Below are 15,772 nucleotides of genomic sequence, written 5' to 3' on the forward strand. Positions count from 1 at the left end.
TGGTTATCCGTTGCGGCTGATGTCGTGCAAGCGGGTTTCGTCAAGAATTTTGACATGATTTTTCTCAATTCCAATTATCCCTTCCTTACAGAATTTTGACAATCCGCGGGTTACGCTTTCGCGGGTTGTTGAAATCAGGGCAGCAAGGTCGCTGTGTGTGACGGGTAAATCAAATTCAACAGAGTCAAAAATATCTTCTCTGAAGGAAAGTAATGAGTGGGCTAGTCTTCCGTACAGCTGTTTCTGATTGTTTTCAACAAACCGATGATAATTGCCCAGATTTTCGCGGCATAAGGCTGTCATTATTTCAAAAGCAAAATGTCCGTTCTGCTTTACCAGTTTTTTAAAAATAGATGCGTCGATGTAGCAGACTTGTGCATCAGTGAGTACTTTATAATTGAAGTGACTTACCTTGGCTCCCAGCATGGTTGATACACCTATGTAAAAGAGGGGTTTGATAATCTGTACAATTTGTTCTTTCCCGTTAATTCCAATGATTGATTCCTTTACTAAACCCGATCTCAGGTATATGATATTAGAGGGGAGCGCTCCTTCACGTGAAAGTGTTTCTCCTTTTTTTAACGCAACCCCGGCGCAATTGCCCGATAAGAGTTCTAACTCCTCTGGTGTGAGAACAGAAACTGCGCATGATTTATCAGCACAAAGGCTACATTTATTCTGTATCGTTATCATTCTTTCCGGTTTTTTATTTATCAAAGATACAACATGTGATATTTATCACAAATAATTGGTGATGTTTATCACATAAATATTGGTCAGACCAGGTATCAACAGCCTTAATTTTGTAGAAGCAGATAAAGAAGAGGGAACTTTCAGGCATTGCATAAAAAGTGATGTATTAATGAATCGTGAGTTTTACCAGTTTTCTTTTACCTGCCAGTAAGAAGTCTGATTCGTTTAACTTAAAACAAAAGCCGATGAAAGCAATTCTGATAAAAGCAGCTCTTTATATTCCGGTTACATTCTTTGTGGTATACATTCTTTTGATGGTTATCGGAGGTGTAACCTGTGCCTGTAGTGCTGATGCACAGCCTTACTGCACCGTTTTCTGCCTCGTTGCCAAGATTCTTATCGGAGCTTCAGTTCTTGCAATATTGGGTTTGATAGCAAAGGAATGGCATCGTGAGTATAAAAAAAGTCATTCGTTTCAAGCATAGAATTGCAGAAATGAAAACCGGTTAAGATCGGGACTCTTAAATTAAAGACATGCTAAAGCAACCGGAAAGGTTGCTTTTTTTATGCACACTTTTTCTTTCATCCTTTCATATGACAATCTGTATTACCAAAGTTTACCGTTTAGCTTGATTGCCATTGGGAGATGTTGTTATATTGGGAATATCGTTCTTAAACTAAAAAAAAGCAGTACGAACAGGATTTACACCTGAAACGTACTGCTTTAACTATGTCGATTGTCAGGCGTTTTAATTATTGTGAAACATCTTGATTGAAATCATTTCAGCCGCTTTAATTAAAGGATATGCGGCTGGTGAAGCGGTCAAACAGGGGTGTGTTCCAATCTGCATGGTCAGAAACGAATTTACTGACATACGGTTTTGAATAGCCAATCCGATAACGTTGGTCAATTCGCCGGCTTCTTTACCTCCGATAACTTCGCCACCGATGATGACACCTGAGTTTTTAGCAGCGATTAATTTTACGATTTGTTTGTGTGCATCAGGTAAATTGCCTGGGTGACGGTTAATCCCTTCAAACATGCCCGTTATGCATGAAATACCCTCTTCGTTTGCCCGTTGTTCGGTTATTCCGGCAGTTCCGAATCCGGTGTCGCCAATAGCGGTAGAATAAATGGCAATCGTGCCACTAAAAGTTTTTACCACCTGCAGATCAAACAGGTTCATACCGGCGATGCGGGCTTCAGCACAAGCCGTTGAGGCAAGCATAGTGGGAACACGGCGGCGGGTAACAAAATCGCGTTTCTGAGCGCAGTCACCTACAGAAAATACATCGGCATGATGGGTGCGCATATATTCATCAACCGCAATAAAATTATCTTCATCTACCTGTATGCCTGATTTTTTGGCCAGTTCGGAGTTGGGTTTGTATCCGATGGAGAGCACTACGGCATCCATTTCAACTTTTTGACCGTCTTCCAGTTCAATGGCTTCCACTTTATCGGCCCCTATTACTTTGCTGATTCCTTTGCCTGTAATCACGTTTACACCACGGGCAACCAGCATTTCGTGAATTTTTTCGGCAATTTCAGGGTCAAATGCAAGCCCAAGGATATGGGGCATTTTTTCAATAAGCGTGACATTGTAGCCATGTTTGGTAAGTTCATCTGAAAGTTCAACACCAATAAAACCGGCACCAATAACAGCAATGTTTTTGGCTTTGCCCAACCGGGTTTTCATTTCGTCAAGGTAGTTTCGGTCTTTCGGAATAACAAAAACATTTTGTAAATCTGCGCCTTGAAGCCATTTGGGTTTCATAGGAGTAGATCCGGTGGCAACTACCAGTTTCCGATAGCTGATTTTTTCACCGCTTGCAAATAAAACCTCTTTTTTATCGGTATGAATTTCAACAGCTTCATCCACCAGGGAGGTAATTCCGTTTTTCTGCATCATGGCATCAACGGGCATCAGATTTTTATCGGTACTTTCAAGCGTACCAAAAATATAAGGAATGCCACAGGGAACCATCATATCCTTTTGTTTCTTTACAAGGATAAATTCTTTATCGGGCCAGTGAGCCTTACCTGTTAATGCAGCAACCATACCGGCAGCACTACCACCGATTATTAAAACATCTGTACTTTTCATAAGGGCAGGAGTTAAATTGTTTCTAAAGCGTGTTTTAAGTCATTGATGATGTCATCAACATCTTCGATTCCAACTGAAAATCTGACCAGGTCGTCGGTGATACCTGCGGCAAGTTTATTTTCATGGCTAACAGCAGCATGAGTCATAGAAGCCGGATGCTGAATGAGTGTTTCAACACCGCCCAACGAAACAGCCAAAATGGCCAGATGCACATTGTCCATGAGTTTTTTGCCTGCTTCATATCCTCCTTTAAGGCCAAAGCTCATCATGGAGCCAAAACCTTTCATTTGTGTTTTTGCAAGTTCATATTGAGGATGAGATTCCAGTCCCGGGTATTTTATCCAGGCTACTTTGGGGTGAGATTGAAGAAAACGGGCAACTTTCATGGCATTTTCCTGGGCACGTTCAATGCGGATAGCCAGCGTTTTAACGCCTCTAACAACCATAAAAGCCTGGGTGGGATCCATGTTGCATCCCATGTAAACCATTGAGTGCCTGATTTTTTTGTACAGGTCAGGGTCTTTTGCCACAATTACGCCTCCAACGATATCGGCATGGCCATTGATAAATTTGGTAATGGAATGCAACACCACATCAGCACCCAAATCAAGTGGTTTTTGCAGATAGGGTGAGCAGAATGTATTATCTACAACCAAAAGAAGGTTATGCTCTTTGGCAATTTTCGCACAGGCTGCAATATCCGTAATTTCCATGGTTGGATTTGCAGGAGTTTCTATATACAGCACCCTGGTGTTGGGTTTTATGGCTGCAATGATATTTTCGGGTTTTGAAGTATTTACAAATGTTGCTTCTACATTAAAGCGTGAGAAATCCTGTTCTAGCACACCTCTGGCGGGGCCATAAACGGCATCGGAGCTTACGATGTGACTTCCGGCACCAAGCAAGGCCATGTAAACGGTACTTACGGCTCCCATTCCTGAGCTGGTGGCAATGCCGTCGTACCCGTTTTCCAAGGCGGCAATATTCTGCTCAAAAGCACGGATGGTTGGATTTCCAATGCGGGTGTAAATGTATCCGTCGCTTTTTCCTGAAAAGCAATCTGCCCCATCCTGCGCACTTTTAAATTTAAAGGTGGAAGTCTGGTAAATTGGAACTGTTGCACTTCCAAACTCGTCATCAAATGCTCCAGCATGAATCAGTTTGGTGTTGAATCCTTTGTCATTCGTATTCATTTTTTGTAGTATTAGGTTAAAATTCAATTCCCTTGCGGGCTTCAATTCCGTTATGGTAGTAATGTTTAATTTCAGTCATTTCGGTCACCAGATCGGCTATTTCAATAAGTTCAAGCGGAGCATAACGCCCCGTCAAAACAATCTCCATATTACAGGGTTTGGTTTTCAGGATTGAAATAAGTTCTTCTGTTTCGAAAAGATGGTAGTACAACGCAATACATACTTCATCGAGGATTACCAGATTGTATTTGTTTTGAACGATAATATCAGCCACTTCTGCCAAACCTTTTCGTGCCGCTTCGATATCATTTTGAGTTGGCTTATGCTCAATAAAGCAATCCAACCCGTATTGTTTTAGTTCAATTTCCGGGATTCGCTTGATTGATTCGAGTTCAGCATAATGCATTCCTTTTACAAACTGGGCTATAAAAATGCGCATGCCATTTCCGGCGGCCCTTAATGCGAGGCCAAGAGCGGCAGTGGTTTTACCTTTGCCGTTGCCGGTATACAATTGAATATAGCCTTTCATTTTATTTTTTATTGAGCATCTTAGCAGCTGAAAATGAACAAATCCATCAACTTCAGGCGTTGTCAGATTTCTCTGAGTTTCCCACTCTTAAAAGATTCGTATGCTTGCTTCAGGGTCAATTCCTGCGCATCAGCAAATATTTTCATATTCAGGTGTTTAAGGGCATTTGAGGCGTGTTCACCCGGGCCATTTCCGGTAATCAGCACATCGGGTTTCAATTCAAAAATCCGTTGCGATGTAGCTGTGCCTGCTCCATGTGCATCGTTCTTCACGGCACTGTTATCATGTCCTGTTAAATTCTGCCGTTCTTCATCATAAATTACAATGTATTCTGTTCTGCCAAAACGTGGGTCAATCATTGATTCCCAGTTAGTTCCTGTGGCGGTGAATGCTATTTTCATTTTTTGAGGTTTTAATCATTTACCAGCTGTTTTATTTTATTCCAGCTATCTGTCAATGTGTTTTTTAACTGTCCGTTATCAAACTCTACAATGGTTTTTCCTTGCGTCATAGCTTTGGTAAAGTTTTCATCATAGGGCAAGTCGCTGATGTGTGCAATATTTTCACGGGTAAGAAATTGTTTGATTTCGGCGGTTTTTGCAGGGTTCACATCTGCTTTGTTGATGATGCAACCAGCTTTGATTCTGAATTTTTTTACCAAATCGTACACGCGCTTTAAATCATGAAGACCCGAAACTGTAGGTTCGGTAACCAAAACAACGTAGTTTGATCCGGAAAGAGATGACAATACAGGGCATCCCACACCCGGAGGTCCGTCTATCAACACTATTTCTCTTCTTTCTTCAAGGGCTATTTCTTTGGCTTCGTCTTTTACTTTAGCAACAAGCTTTCCCGAATTATCTGCTCCTATTCCCAGCTTTGCATGCACCATTAGGCTTCCGGTTTTGATGTTGGAAATATACCATTGTCCTGCAAGACGTTCCCTGTTGACAATAGCTTTCGTGGGGCAAATACGGGCGCAATAACCGCAGCCTTCGCAGCTCAATGGATCAATAATGTATTGTTTATTTCTCAATGAGATGGCGTCGAAACGGCATATATTGATGCATTTCCCGCAGCGGGTACATTGGCTTTGATTGATATTTGCGATTTGTCCACTATAAAAATCTTCGGTAACATCCACCCGGGGTTGCATCAGCAGGTGCATGTCGGCAGCATCCACATCGCAATCGGCAACCACCACACTGGTGCCAGCCAATACTGCAAATGAAGCTGTGATGGATGTTTTTCCGGTACCGCCCTTGCCTGAAATTACCACTATCTCCTTCATGCTCTTCCCTCCTGTATTGATAAGGTGCAATAATGGATGATGCGTGCCAGTGCTTCGCTTATGGCCGGAAAATGTTGATAAATAAGCTTGCCTGATGAGTATAATTCTGCTATTTGCCGACTGTTGGGGATTTTAGCCAATACAGGTATGTTTTCTTGAATACAATAATTGTTGACTGCATCATTGCCAATCCCATCGCGATTGATGACCACTCCGAATTTCTTATTTAAACTTCGCATGGTTTCAACGGCCAGACTTAAATCGTGAAGGCCAAAAGGGGTGGGTTCGGTAACCAGTATCACAAAGTCCGCATCTTTGGTGGCTTCCAGCATCGGGCAAGAAGTGCCGGGTGGTGAGTCAAATATGGCTATACGGATATGACCATACTTTTCAGCACTGTATTTTTTTGTATGAGCAATTGTAGAAACTGCTTGCTCCTCTCCAATATCGAGGCGGCTTTCTACCAGATGAAGTCTTTCTGCCTGAAAATCGCGCAACATTCCTGTTCTTTTGGATATCATTGGCAAAGCAGCAGCCGGGCACAATTCAGAACAGGCATAACAGCTGTGACATAGTTCAGGAAATACAATAATGGAAGGGCCAAGCTGAATGACTGCATGATATTGACATACTTTCTGGCACAAGCCGCACAGCGTACACAATTCAGCATCCCAATGTGGTATCATTTTTAAGTTTTCCTCTTCATGTTTAAGAGAGCTCTCTATAAACAAACCGCTATTGGGTTCTTCAACATCCAAATCGACCAAAAGCACTTCTTCCTGCTCGGCAATGAAAGCGGCAAGATTGGTGGAAAGGGTTGTTTTGCCGGTGCCTCCCTTGCCGCTTGCTATGGCTATTTTGAAGGACTTTTGGTTAGTCATACGATAGTCTTGTTTTCTCGTCGGTAAGCGTTGGCTGAATGGCTTTTTGTAAAAATGGTGTTTCCCAGGTCGTCATATGACTATGCGTGATAAAGTATTTTTGTGGAATAGGATGCGTTCCGAAAATGACTTTCATCCCGTATTTTTCGGGGATAAACTTTGCAAAATGCTCCATATACGGGCATGGAGGATATCCCACTAAAAATCCGGTGGCAAAATGAACATGAGTTACACCATTTTTACGCATTTCTTCGGGCGCATATTCAATATTTCCACCCGGACAGCCACCACAGGTCGTATATGCTGCCAATTCAATTTCATTGTCGCGATAAATGGCAAAACCACCTTCTTTCCTTTGAAATGCCCTGAAACATTTACCACCTGCACAAGATTGGTATCTGTTGCAAATGATTATGCCTACTTTAATTTTTTCTGTCATCATCATTTATTTGCCAATGGCCGGGCAACTGGCATTATTTTGCACAGGCCTGGGTTACAGCAGTAGAAATTTTAACAATTGTGTCCATGACCATGATGGCCTTCATCACCATGATGATCGCAGTAGTTGGCATTCAGGTTCAGCTTGCCGCTTAAAAACTGATTTACCAGATTTGTTGGCGTATCAACCGGAGCACCTACAAATACATTGACCCCGGCTTCGTTAAAGAGGTTTACCGCCATAGGTCCCATACCTCCCGCAATTACATCAGTAGCGCCATTAGAGGCAACCCAACGAGGGAATGTTCCGGGTTGGTGTTCAGGTGGATTCATCATGGTAATATTGGTAATGGTATCTGCTTCAACATCAACGTATGCAAATGCCTGGCAATGTCCGAAGTGTTCTGATAGTAAATTCCCAACCATTGGAATTGCAATTTTTTTCTTTGTCATTTTTTGGTTTGATAAAATTGATTAGTTGTTTGATTATTTTGAAAGACAGTTTGTTATGAATCAATTGAACTTTGACCACCTCTGAAACGGTTTTGTCTGCCAAGGCCACGTCCGCGTCCGCGACCGAACCCTCTTCCCATTCCCATTCCCCGGCCAGGCATTGATTCCGAAGGGTTTTCAGTTATTTTGTTTTCCGGAATTTCGTTGTCTGTTTCAGGGTGTTTTTTCAGATTTGCTCCAAAGTTTGTACAACGCCCCATTCTGCGTCCGGTCATTGGACCTTGTCCTGTAGGACCTTTATGATTTAATCCTGGCATACTGACCTCCTTTTTGAATTAGTTTGTACTATTTTAAATCGGTTTTAAGTCTCTTTCCTTTACCGCTTCCTCCGCCGGAATGTTTCTTTTTGCCCATTCCTTTGCCCAGTTTGGCTAATTTTTCATCAGCATCAGCTTCGCTGCATCTTCCCAGTTTTCGGCCTGTTTGGGCTCCTTCTCCTTCAGGACCGGTTCCGTCAAGTTTTGGCATTTTTATTTTCCTCCATGATTTAACATATCAATCATTTGCTGTACTTCCTTTGAAGTATCCCTGATTACAATCATTTGGATTTTAAGGCTGTCGAGCAGGGGTTTGATTTTTTGCCCGAACTCATAGGCTATTATTATAGAAACATTGCGGGTTGCGAGTAACTGTACCGAAGCTGAGCCGGCTCCTTCTTCCAGATTTTTGTTAGGATTGGGAATAAACTCCATGGCATGGGTTTCGGTATCGTATACCACAAAATAGGCTGAACGCCCAAAGCTTGTATCTAAGACTGATTCCAGTGTGTTGCCTTTAGAAGCTATCGCAATTTTCATGATTTTCCCTTTATTAGTCAGCGTTTCTTTTTCTCATCATCAGGCTTCCGCAATTCTGACATTTTACGCTTTTGCATGGATTCCCGGCCTGGTGTTCCTGTTGGTAGCCGCATTGAGGACATATACAGGCGTTATCGTAAATCTTTGTTGTGTCCTGAATTGATTCTTCGTTGTAATCAAATTGTTTGATTTGATGACTTCCACACAAAGGACAATTAAGCAATGCAAAATCCTTGTGCGGATTGTTGAAAAAACAATCGCAGGCATGGCATTTGTACCAGTCGCTGTCGAAGTAAACTTTTCCTCCTTCAATGGCGATCTGAGCTCCTTCAACAAATGCCCTCGCAATTTTTTGAAGGGCTGATGCATAAATGCGGGTAAATGTGGGCCTGGATACTCCCATCATCACCGAAGCCTGTTGATGGTTCAGCTTGTCATAATCGCTAAGGCGCAAAGCTTCATACTCTTCAAATAACAGATTGACAGGTTCTCCGGCCTGGTTATCCGCTCCTAAACCATATGGCTTAAACCCCTTGATAATAGGGGGATTTGAAATTTTTCGAATTCTTTTAAGTCTGGGCGACATATAAAATAAGCTATTGTTCGCTACAAAGATAATGAACAATAGCTCAAATGAAAAATATTTCTGCATATATTTGCCAAAATATTTTTCAGGATGGAGAAAAAGAAAGATACATCAGAAACCAGACAATGCAGAGTAATACTTCCCGGCTTGTTAAACGATCAGGGTATTTTATTTGGCGGAACTGCTATGCAATGGATGGATGAGGTGGCTTACATTACGGCTACGCGTTTTTCTAGAATGCGGATGGTGACGGTTTCAGTTGATAAGGTTAATTTTAAATTGCCGGTTCCGGCAGGAAAAATTGTTGAAATAATTGGCAGGATAAGGAATGTAAAATGTGTTAAGATTGAAGTCGGGGTTGAGTTGTATATGGAAGATAAATATGCAGGAATGAGACAACTTGCGATGGAAGCTCTGTTTACTTTTGCGGCTGTAGATGCCAATCACAAGCCTGTTTTGATTGATTACAGAAAGAGTTGCAATGTCCGGCATGTAGAGGAACCGGTTGAGGTATCTGTTTCAGTTTGAAAATGTTTTTCAAAAAAAAACATCCTTGCTGTAAGGCAAGGATGTGTACAATAATTATAAATTTCTGAAAGGAAGTATAATATATGTTCAGCTGAATTATTGTTTGACGAATTTTTTTGTAGCAAGGCTTCTGGTTCCGGCAACCAGGTTACAAAAGTACAATCCAGGAGATAGAGAAGAGGCGTCAAACTCCAGTTCCCCTTTCTTTTCATCAACTGGCATCGAAAGCACAACTCTTCCGCTCAAATCAGTTATAACTACTGCTGCTTTTCCATTGAAATCAGGCAGGGTGTAAGTTAGTTTGATTTTATTGGCTGAAGGGTTAGGCCAAAGTTCTGAAATAAATGGCAGCGTTTGCGTGTTCGGAGAATGCATGCCGGTTGTTATATCCAGAATAGAAACGCTTAAATCATCAAATAGGAAACCATCATCCACTGTGTTTCCATCGGTGCGCAGGGTAAACCTGAGTTTAATATCACGGCCGGCAAATTCACTGATGTTTATCTCTTCATGAACCCATTGGTTCATGATTCCATCATAAAGTGGTTGTCCGGCTGCCTGATTATAATTGCCGGTTTTTGTGTATTTTCCTGAAAGAGGAGTCCAGGTGCTTCCGTTATTGGTTGATATTTTTACCTGCACATAATCATACCCCTGTTCAATCCTCCATCGGGCATAAAAACTGAGCATGGCAAGCGAAGCATTTTGCAACGAGATATCGGATGTGAGTGTGATGGAGCTGTTGGCATTATTGCCATAGTTGCCTGCAGGCGAGTCGGCGATAGAATAAGGCGCTGAATAGGGCAGGGTGCTGTATAAGCCCCAGGCTCCTGTCCAGTTTTCAACATCCGGAAAATCTTCAAAAAAGACGACAACTGGAGTTCCATAATATTTTTGAATGGTATCGCGGGTAATATAGTATCCGTTGTCGATGGCCAGTACATAACGAATGGTATCGCCATTCTTGATATTGTCGTTAAGTGTCACTGAAATCGAATCTATCTTTGTTTCAAGCAAAGCAAGACTTCCAAATGCTACCGGTTCGCCAACGGCAACAAAATCTTCGCCCAGAGGTTCAACCGAAACCGTAAAATTGCCTTCGGTCTGGCCTAAACGGGTGAGGGCAAAATCAATGTTAAACTGTTTTTCAGGGATAATGAGAGGAGTTCTGTCTTCAATTTCAGCATAACTTCCCGAAAAGCGGGCTGCCAGCAGGCTTTGCAACATATTTTCCTGGCAAAGCGGAATAATACGCGATGCCAAAGGCCAGAAACCATCACTGCTTCCGCCGCATTCCGGCGTATAGGAAAGAATTTTGTTTTTTGTGGTTTGTTCTCCGTACATCCAGTCGTCGGATCCTCCGTTTGACGGATAAATGGTGGTACTTCCCGGTCCGTAAGTGTATTTGTTGTCGGCTGTCATTCTGCGTGAATATTCAAACAGCACATTATCGTCCGGACAAGCATCAGAAATATAGCCCCAGGGATAGAGCAGCAGATTGCTGTATGAATGGTAATTGAGTGCAATTTTGAAATTGTGACTTTCACAGAATTCCTTCATTATTTGAGTTTCAGGCTCTGAAAAACCTGAAAGTCCACGGTAAGTTTCATCACTGGGGTATGGAGATGAGCCTTCATCATCGTAGCCCCATGCAAAGCCATAATTGCGGTTCAGGTCAACACCAAAAGTTCCGTCGCCATTATTGCGGCGGTTTTTACGCCACATTCCGCCCCCGTTTGGACTGGTTGTAATATTATGCTGATAACCATCAACGTTTACAATCGGAACAAAGTACATTTCTGTATTGTCAATCAATTGTTTAATGTCAGGGTCAGTATTATAATGCTCGAGAATATAATACATATAAAACAGAAGGTGCTGCATGCCGATTGGTTCACGGGCATGATGCATACCCGTATAAAGCACCTGAGGTTCATCTTCTGCTTCGTTTGGATTGTCAGATATCTTTACATAATAAACCGGCTCGCCCAATGTGGTTGATGTTGATGAAATGGGCTGCTTTACAGTGATAAGGTCGGGATATAAATCAGCCATATGGTCAAGGTGCGTATAGCATTGTTGAATGGTACTGAATCCGCCACAAGAACCTAATTCAAAATCGTAAGGCACTTCGTAGTCCGATGCTTCACGCATGGCTTCCTGCTTAAGCTGTCTGATGTCGATGCCTTCATTGCGTTTGGCATACCAGTCTGATAAATCTTCAACCAAAACCTGCGTTTCGAATCCAAGTTCCTGAAGTTTGCGATAATCTCTCTCAGGAATTTCAGCCTGATAATAGTTTTCTTTACTGTTGTAGAAACCTGCATCGGTTGAAATACCAGCCTTTGAAAGCCTGGTAATATCTCCACTTTTCAGCTGTATTTTAACCCTCAGATATTTTCCGTTCTGAGCAAATGTCATGGCTGAAATCATCAGCAAAAGAGATAAAAGCGTAATTATTTTTTTCATAAATGGAAAGTTAGGCCACATCTACATGGATGCACAAACGTACATATTTTTTGTGAAAGAATGTGAATGTGATGGAATCTTAAAACCGATAAAGCATAAGTATGCATGAAACTTTATCCGAAAGGAAAAGAAGGAGTTTGGTGTTTAACCCTGCCATCACTTCCCTTCTTTTTGAACCAATTCTCTTTTATTTTGTTATTCAACTACTTGCATGACTATTAAATTCAGCTACTACAGAGGTTTTCCGGATGGGTATTGGGATGAAAGCCTGAAAACGCCGGCAGCAATTTTATCTCCCTTCAAATTTATTACTTATCTTTCCATTTATAACGAAACCATATTTCAACATATTTCCATATGCAGGAAACTCTCGTTTATAAGCCCGAAAATCATATCCGCATTGTTACCGCTGCTGCGCTTTTCGACGGGCATGATGCTGCCATCAATGTGATGCGCCGTATTTTGCAATCTTCTGGTGTTGAAGTCATCCATCTGGGACATGACCGTTCCGTTCAGGAGGTGGTGCAATGTGCCATTCAGGAGGATGTACAGGCAATTGCCATTACTTCCTATCAGGGAGGGCATATGGAGTATTTCAAGTACATGTTTGATTTGCTGCACGAAGCCGGTTGTGGCCACATTCAGATTTTTGGCGGCGGTGGTGGTGTAATCCTGCCTCACGAAATAGAAGAACTGCACAGCTATGGCATTGCCCGTATTTATTCGCCTGATGATGGCCGTACACTTGGACTTCAGGGAATGATCAACGACTTGCTCCAAAAAGCCGATTTTCCGGTGGGTCATGTTGATGGAATTTTGCCTGATGATATACGCAAAGGAGATACCGGGGCCATTGCCTCATTGATTACAGCAGCTGAGAATAATCCTGAAAGCATTAAAGAACTTACAAATATTCTCCGAAAGGACTGTAATCAACCATCCAGCCCTGTGTTGGGCATAACCGGAACCGGAGGTGCCGGAAAATCTTCGTTGGTTGATGAACTGGTGAGGCGCTTTCTTCAGTCAAACCCCGGAAAGAAGATGGCTATCCTGTCGGTTGATCCCACCAGGCGTAAGAGTGGAGGTGCGCTGCTCGGCGACCGCATTCGCATGAATGCCATTCATACACCCCGCGTTTATATGCGTAGTATGGCTACCCGCCAGGCCAATCTTGCCTTGTCAAAATACATCAGCGATGCTGTTTGTATTGTTAAAAATGCCGGATTTGACCTGGTTATACTCGAAAGCTCGGGCATTGGACAGAGTGATACCGAAATTGTGGATTATGCAGACATTTCACTTTATGTAATGACACCAGAATATGGTGCTGCTTCGCAACTGGAGAAAATTGATATGCTCGATTTTGCCGATGTAATTGCCATCAACAAATCGGATAAGCGTGGTGCTGCTGATGCTTTGCGTGACGTAAAAAAACAATATGCCCGTAATCATAAACTCTGGGAAACTGATCCTGAAGCCCTGCCTGTATTCAGCACCATGGCTTCGCAGTTTAATGATGCAGGGGTTAATAAGCTTTATGATCACCTTGCCGGGTTGATGAATGAAAAGTCTGGTACCAAGTTTAAATCTAACTTGATTTCGCCAGATGATGGCCAAGGGCGAAGCCAGATTATTCCGTCCTCGCGTACCCGATATTTATCGGAAATAACCGAAACGGTTCGTGCATATAACAAACAGTCGGAGGCGCTTGCGAAAATGGCCGCTGAATTACAGTCTGTTGAAAATTCAATCTTACTATTTGAAACTGAGTCGGTAGAAGTGCCGGAAGTGTTAAAAAGAAAATCGGCTGCATTACGACAATTGCTGGGCGAAGAAAACCTGAAAATACTCGAAAACTGGGAAGCCAAGAAAAAGGCATACCGTGATCCGGAGTATGTGTTTTCAGTTCGCGGAAAAGAGATTAGGATTGAAACGCATACACAATCACTTTCCCATTCAAAAATTCCTAAAATCAGCATGCCCGGGTATTACAGCTGGGGTGATATTTTAAAATGGACGCTTCGCGAAAATGTTCCGGGCGAATTTCCTTTTGCTGCCGGAGTTTATCCCTTTAAGCGTGAAAATGAAGACCCTACGCGTATGTTTGCCGGGGAAGGAAGCCCCGAAAGAACCAACAAGAGGTTTCATTATGTTTCTGCCGGAATGCCTGCCCGCCGCCTTTCAACGGCATTTGATTCAGTAACCTTATATGGAGCCGACCCCGATATCCGACCTGATATTTACGGGAAAATTGGCAATGCAGGGGTTTCAATAGCCTGCCTCGATGACGCCAAAAAGCTCTACTCTGGTTTTAACCTGGCCGATGCTGCAACCTCAGTAAGTATGACTATTAATGGACCTGCTCCTACCTTGGTGGGTTTTTTTATGAATGCCGCTATTGATCAGCAATGTGAACTCTACATAAAACAACACGGTCTTGAAACAGAAGTTGTGACTAAAATTGCGCAGATTTATCAAGAACGGGGAACTGTTCGTCCCGCTTATCAGGGCAACTTGCCCGAAGGCAACGATGGGCTGGGACTGATGTTATTGGGCGTAACAGGAGATCAGGTATTGCCGGTTGATGTTTACCAGAAAATTAAAGCTGATACCATTGCTAAAGTCCGGGGTACTGTTCAGGCTGATATTCTGAAAGAAGATCAGGCACAAAACACCTGTATATTCTCTACCGATTTCTCATTAAAGGTAATGGGCGATGTTCAGGAATACTTTAATCTTCATCAAATTAAAAATTTCTATTCAGTATCCATTTCAGGTTATCATATTGCCGAAGCGGGGGCCAATCCCATAACCCAACTGGCATTAACTCTGGCCAACGGTTTTACTTATGTGGAATACTATCTTTCGCGGGGAATGAAGATTGACGATTTTGTGCCAAACTTTTCTTTCTTTTTTTCAAATGGAATTGACCCTGAATATGCCGTGCTTGGAAGGGTTGCACGGTTAATATGGGCTAAGGCCATGAAGCTGAAATATGGAGCAGGTGAACGGGCACAGATGCTCAAATATCACATTCAGACTTCGGGACGATCATTACATGCACAGGAGATTGGGTTTAATGACATCAGAACAACGCTTCAGGCTCTTTATGCCATTTACGATAATTGTAATTCATTGCATACCAATGCTTATGATGAAGCGATAACCACCCCTACCGAAGAATCTGTTAGACGGGCAATGGCTATTCAGCTCATTATTAATCATGAGCTTGGGCTGGCAAAAAATCAGAATCCACTGCAGGGGGCTTTTGTCATTGAAGAACTTACCAATCTGGTAGAGGAAGCTGTAATGGCTGAATTTGACCGGCTTACCGAACGCGGTGGTGTGTTAGGGGCCATGGAAACCATGTATCAGCGCAGCCGGATTCAGGAAGAATCGCTCTATTATGAAAAGTTGAAACATGACGGCACCCTTCCTATTATGGGTGTCAATACCTTTCTTTCCCCGGAAGGTTCGCCAACCGTAATTCCTGCAGAAGTAATTCGCTCTACCCGGCAAGAAAAGGATTATCAGGTGCAAATGCTGCAACAGCTTCATAAAACCTGGGCTTCTGAAGCGGAACAAGCGCTCAGGCAATTACACCATACGGCGGCCACTGGCGGAAATGTGTTTGAATCGCTGATGGAAGCTGCCAAATACTGCTCACTTGGTCAAATAACCAATGAACTGTTCAGGGTAGGAGGACAGTACCGAAGGAACATGTAGGGTTATGAAGTGCTAATGAT

General features: G+C 42.6%; 17 protein-coding genes. 3 read left to right on the plus strand and 14 right to left on the minus strand.

The window, feature by feature from the left end; genetic code table 11:
- Positions 1-3 precede the first annotated feature (3 nt).
- A complete protein-coding gene (locus H6541_03270) occupies positions 4-693 on the minus strand; it encodes a Crp/Fnr family transcriptional regulator (protein ID MCB9014790.1) in 690 nt (229 codons plus the stop codon).
- Between the two features lie 245 nt (positions 694-938).
- On the opposite strand from H6541_03270, the gene H6541_03275 reads away from it, so the two are divergent.
- Complete coding sequence (locus H6541_03275; GenBank protein ID MCB9014791.1) at positions 939-1,178, plus strand: hypothetical protein; 240 nt, start codon at positions 939-941, stop codon at positions 1,176-1,178.
- Between the two features lie 264 nt (positions 1,179-1,442).
- Here the strand turns inward: H6541_03275 and H6541_03280 are convergent, their stop codons facing one another.
- The 12 genes from H6541_03280 to H6541_03335 form a co-directional block, all read right to left on the minus strand.
- Positions 1,443-2,801, minus strand: coding sequence for an NAD(P)/FAD-dependent oxidoreductase (locus tag H6541_03280; GenBank protein ID MCB9014792.1), 1,359 nt, complete (start codon positions 2,799-2,801; stop codon positions 1,443-1,445).
- Between the two features lie 11 nt (positions 2,802-2,812).
- Positions 2,813-3,994, minus strand: a complete 1,182-nt coding sequence (locus H6541_03285) for an aminotransferase class I/II-fold pyridoxal phosphate-dependent enzyme (protein ID MCB9014793.1) — start codon at positions 3,992-3,994, stop codon at positions 2,813-2,815.
- Positions 3,995-4,010: 16 nt separating this feature from the next.
- Entirely contained in the window at positions 4,011-4,523 is a 513-nt protein-coding gene (cobO, locus tag H6541_03290) for a cob(I)yrinic acid a,c-diamide adenosyltransferase (GenBank protein ID MCB9014794.1), read from the minus strand.
- Positions 4,524-4,585: 62 nt separating this feature from the next.
- Positions 4,586-4,924: a NifB/NifX family molybdenum-iron cluster-binding protein gene (locus tag H6541_03295; protein MCB9014795.1), complete on the minus strand. Its 339-nt coding sequence runs from the start codon at positions 4,922-4,924 to the stop codon at positions 4,586-4,588.
- An 11-nt stretch (positions 4,925-4,935) separates the two neighbouring features.
- A complete protein-coding gene (locus H6541_03300) occupies positions 4,936-5,814 on the minus strand; it encodes an ATP-binding protein (GenBank protein MCB9014796.1) in 879 nt (292 codons plus the stop codon).
- Complete coding sequence (locus tag H6541_03305; GenBank protein ID MCB9014797.1) at positions 5,811-6,695, minus strand: ATP-binding protein; 885 nt, start codon at positions 6,693-6,695, stop codon at positions 5,811-5,813. The genes H6541_03300 and H6541_03305 overlap by 4 nt, the downstream gene beginning before the upstream one ends.
- Positions 6,688-7,134, minus strand: a complete 447-nt coding sequence (locus tag H6541_03310; protein MCB9014798.1) for a CGGC domain-containing protein — start codon at positions 7,132-7,134, stop codon at positions 6,688-6,690. Before H6541_03310 ends, H6541_03305 begins: the two co-directional genes overlap by 8 nt.
- A gap of 71 nt (positions 7,135-7,205) precedes the next feature.
- Positions 7,206-7,586 carry an ATPase gene (locus H6541_03315; GenBank protein MCB9014799.1) on the minus strand — a complete coding sequence of 127 codons (381 nt, stop codon included), beginning with the start codon at positions 7,584-7,586 and terminating at the stop codon, positions 7,206-7,208.
- A 53-nt stretch (positions 7,587-7,639) separates the two neighbouring features.
- Entirely contained in the window at positions 7,640-7,903 is a 264-nt protein-coding gene (locus H6541_03320) for a DUF5320 domain-containing protein (GenBank protein ID MCB9014800.1), read from the minus strand.
- Positions 7,904-7,931: 28 nt separating this feature from the next.
- On the minus strand, positions 7,932-8,114 hold the full coding sequence (locus tag H6541_03325; GenBank protein MCB9014801.1) for a DUF5320 domain-containing protein: 183 nt from the start codon (positions 8,112-8,114) through the stop codon (positions 7,932-7,934).
- A gap of 2 nt (positions 8,115-8,116) precedes the next feature.
- Positions 8,117-8,443, minus strand: coding sequence for a diguanylate cyclase (locus tag H6541_03330; protein ID MCB9014802.1), 327 nt, complete (start codon positions 8,441-8,443; stop codon positions 8,117-8,119).
- Between the two features lie 13 nt (positions 8,444-8,456).
- Positions 8,457-9,008 (minus strand): DUF134 domain-containing protein, encoded by a 552-nt coding sequence (locus tag H6541_03335; GenBank protein MCB9014803.1) that lies wholly within the window; start codon positions 9,006-9,008, stop codon positions 8,457-8,459.
- A 111-nt stretch (positions 9,009-9,119) separates the two neighbouring features.
- On the opposite strand from H6541_03335, the gene H6541_03340 reads away from it, so the two are divergent.
- Positions 9,120-9,557: an acyl-CoA thioesterase gene (locus H6541_03340; GenBank protein ID MCB9014804.1), complete on the plus strand. Its 438-nt coding sequence runs from the start codon at positions 9,120-9,122 to the stop codon at positions 9,555-9,557.
- Between the two features lie 96 nt (positions 9,558-9,653).
- Here H6541_03340 and H6541_03345 read toward each other — a convergent pair whose 3' ends face one another.
- Positions 9,654-12,026, minus strand: a complete 2,373-nt coding sequence (locus H6541_03345; GenBank protein MCB9014805.1) for an immune inhibitor A — start codon at positions 12,024-12,026, stop codon at positions 9,654-9,656.
- 357 nt (positions 12,027-12,383) lie between these two features.
- On the opposite strand from H6541_03345, the gene H6541_03350 reads away from it, so the two are divergent.
- A complete protein-coding gene (locus tag H6541_03350; GenBank protein MCB9014806.1) occupies positions 12,384-15,752 on the plus strand; it encodes a methylmalonyl-CoA mutase family protein in 3,369 nt (1,122 codons plus the stop codon).
- Positions 15,753-15,772 lie beyond the last annotated feature (20 nt).

It is taken from the genome of Lentimicrobiaceae bacterium (genome assembly GCA_020636745.1).
Taxonomy (GTDB): domain Bacteria; phylum Bacteroidota; class Bacteroidia; order Bacteroidales; family Lentimicrobiaceae; genus Lentimicrobium.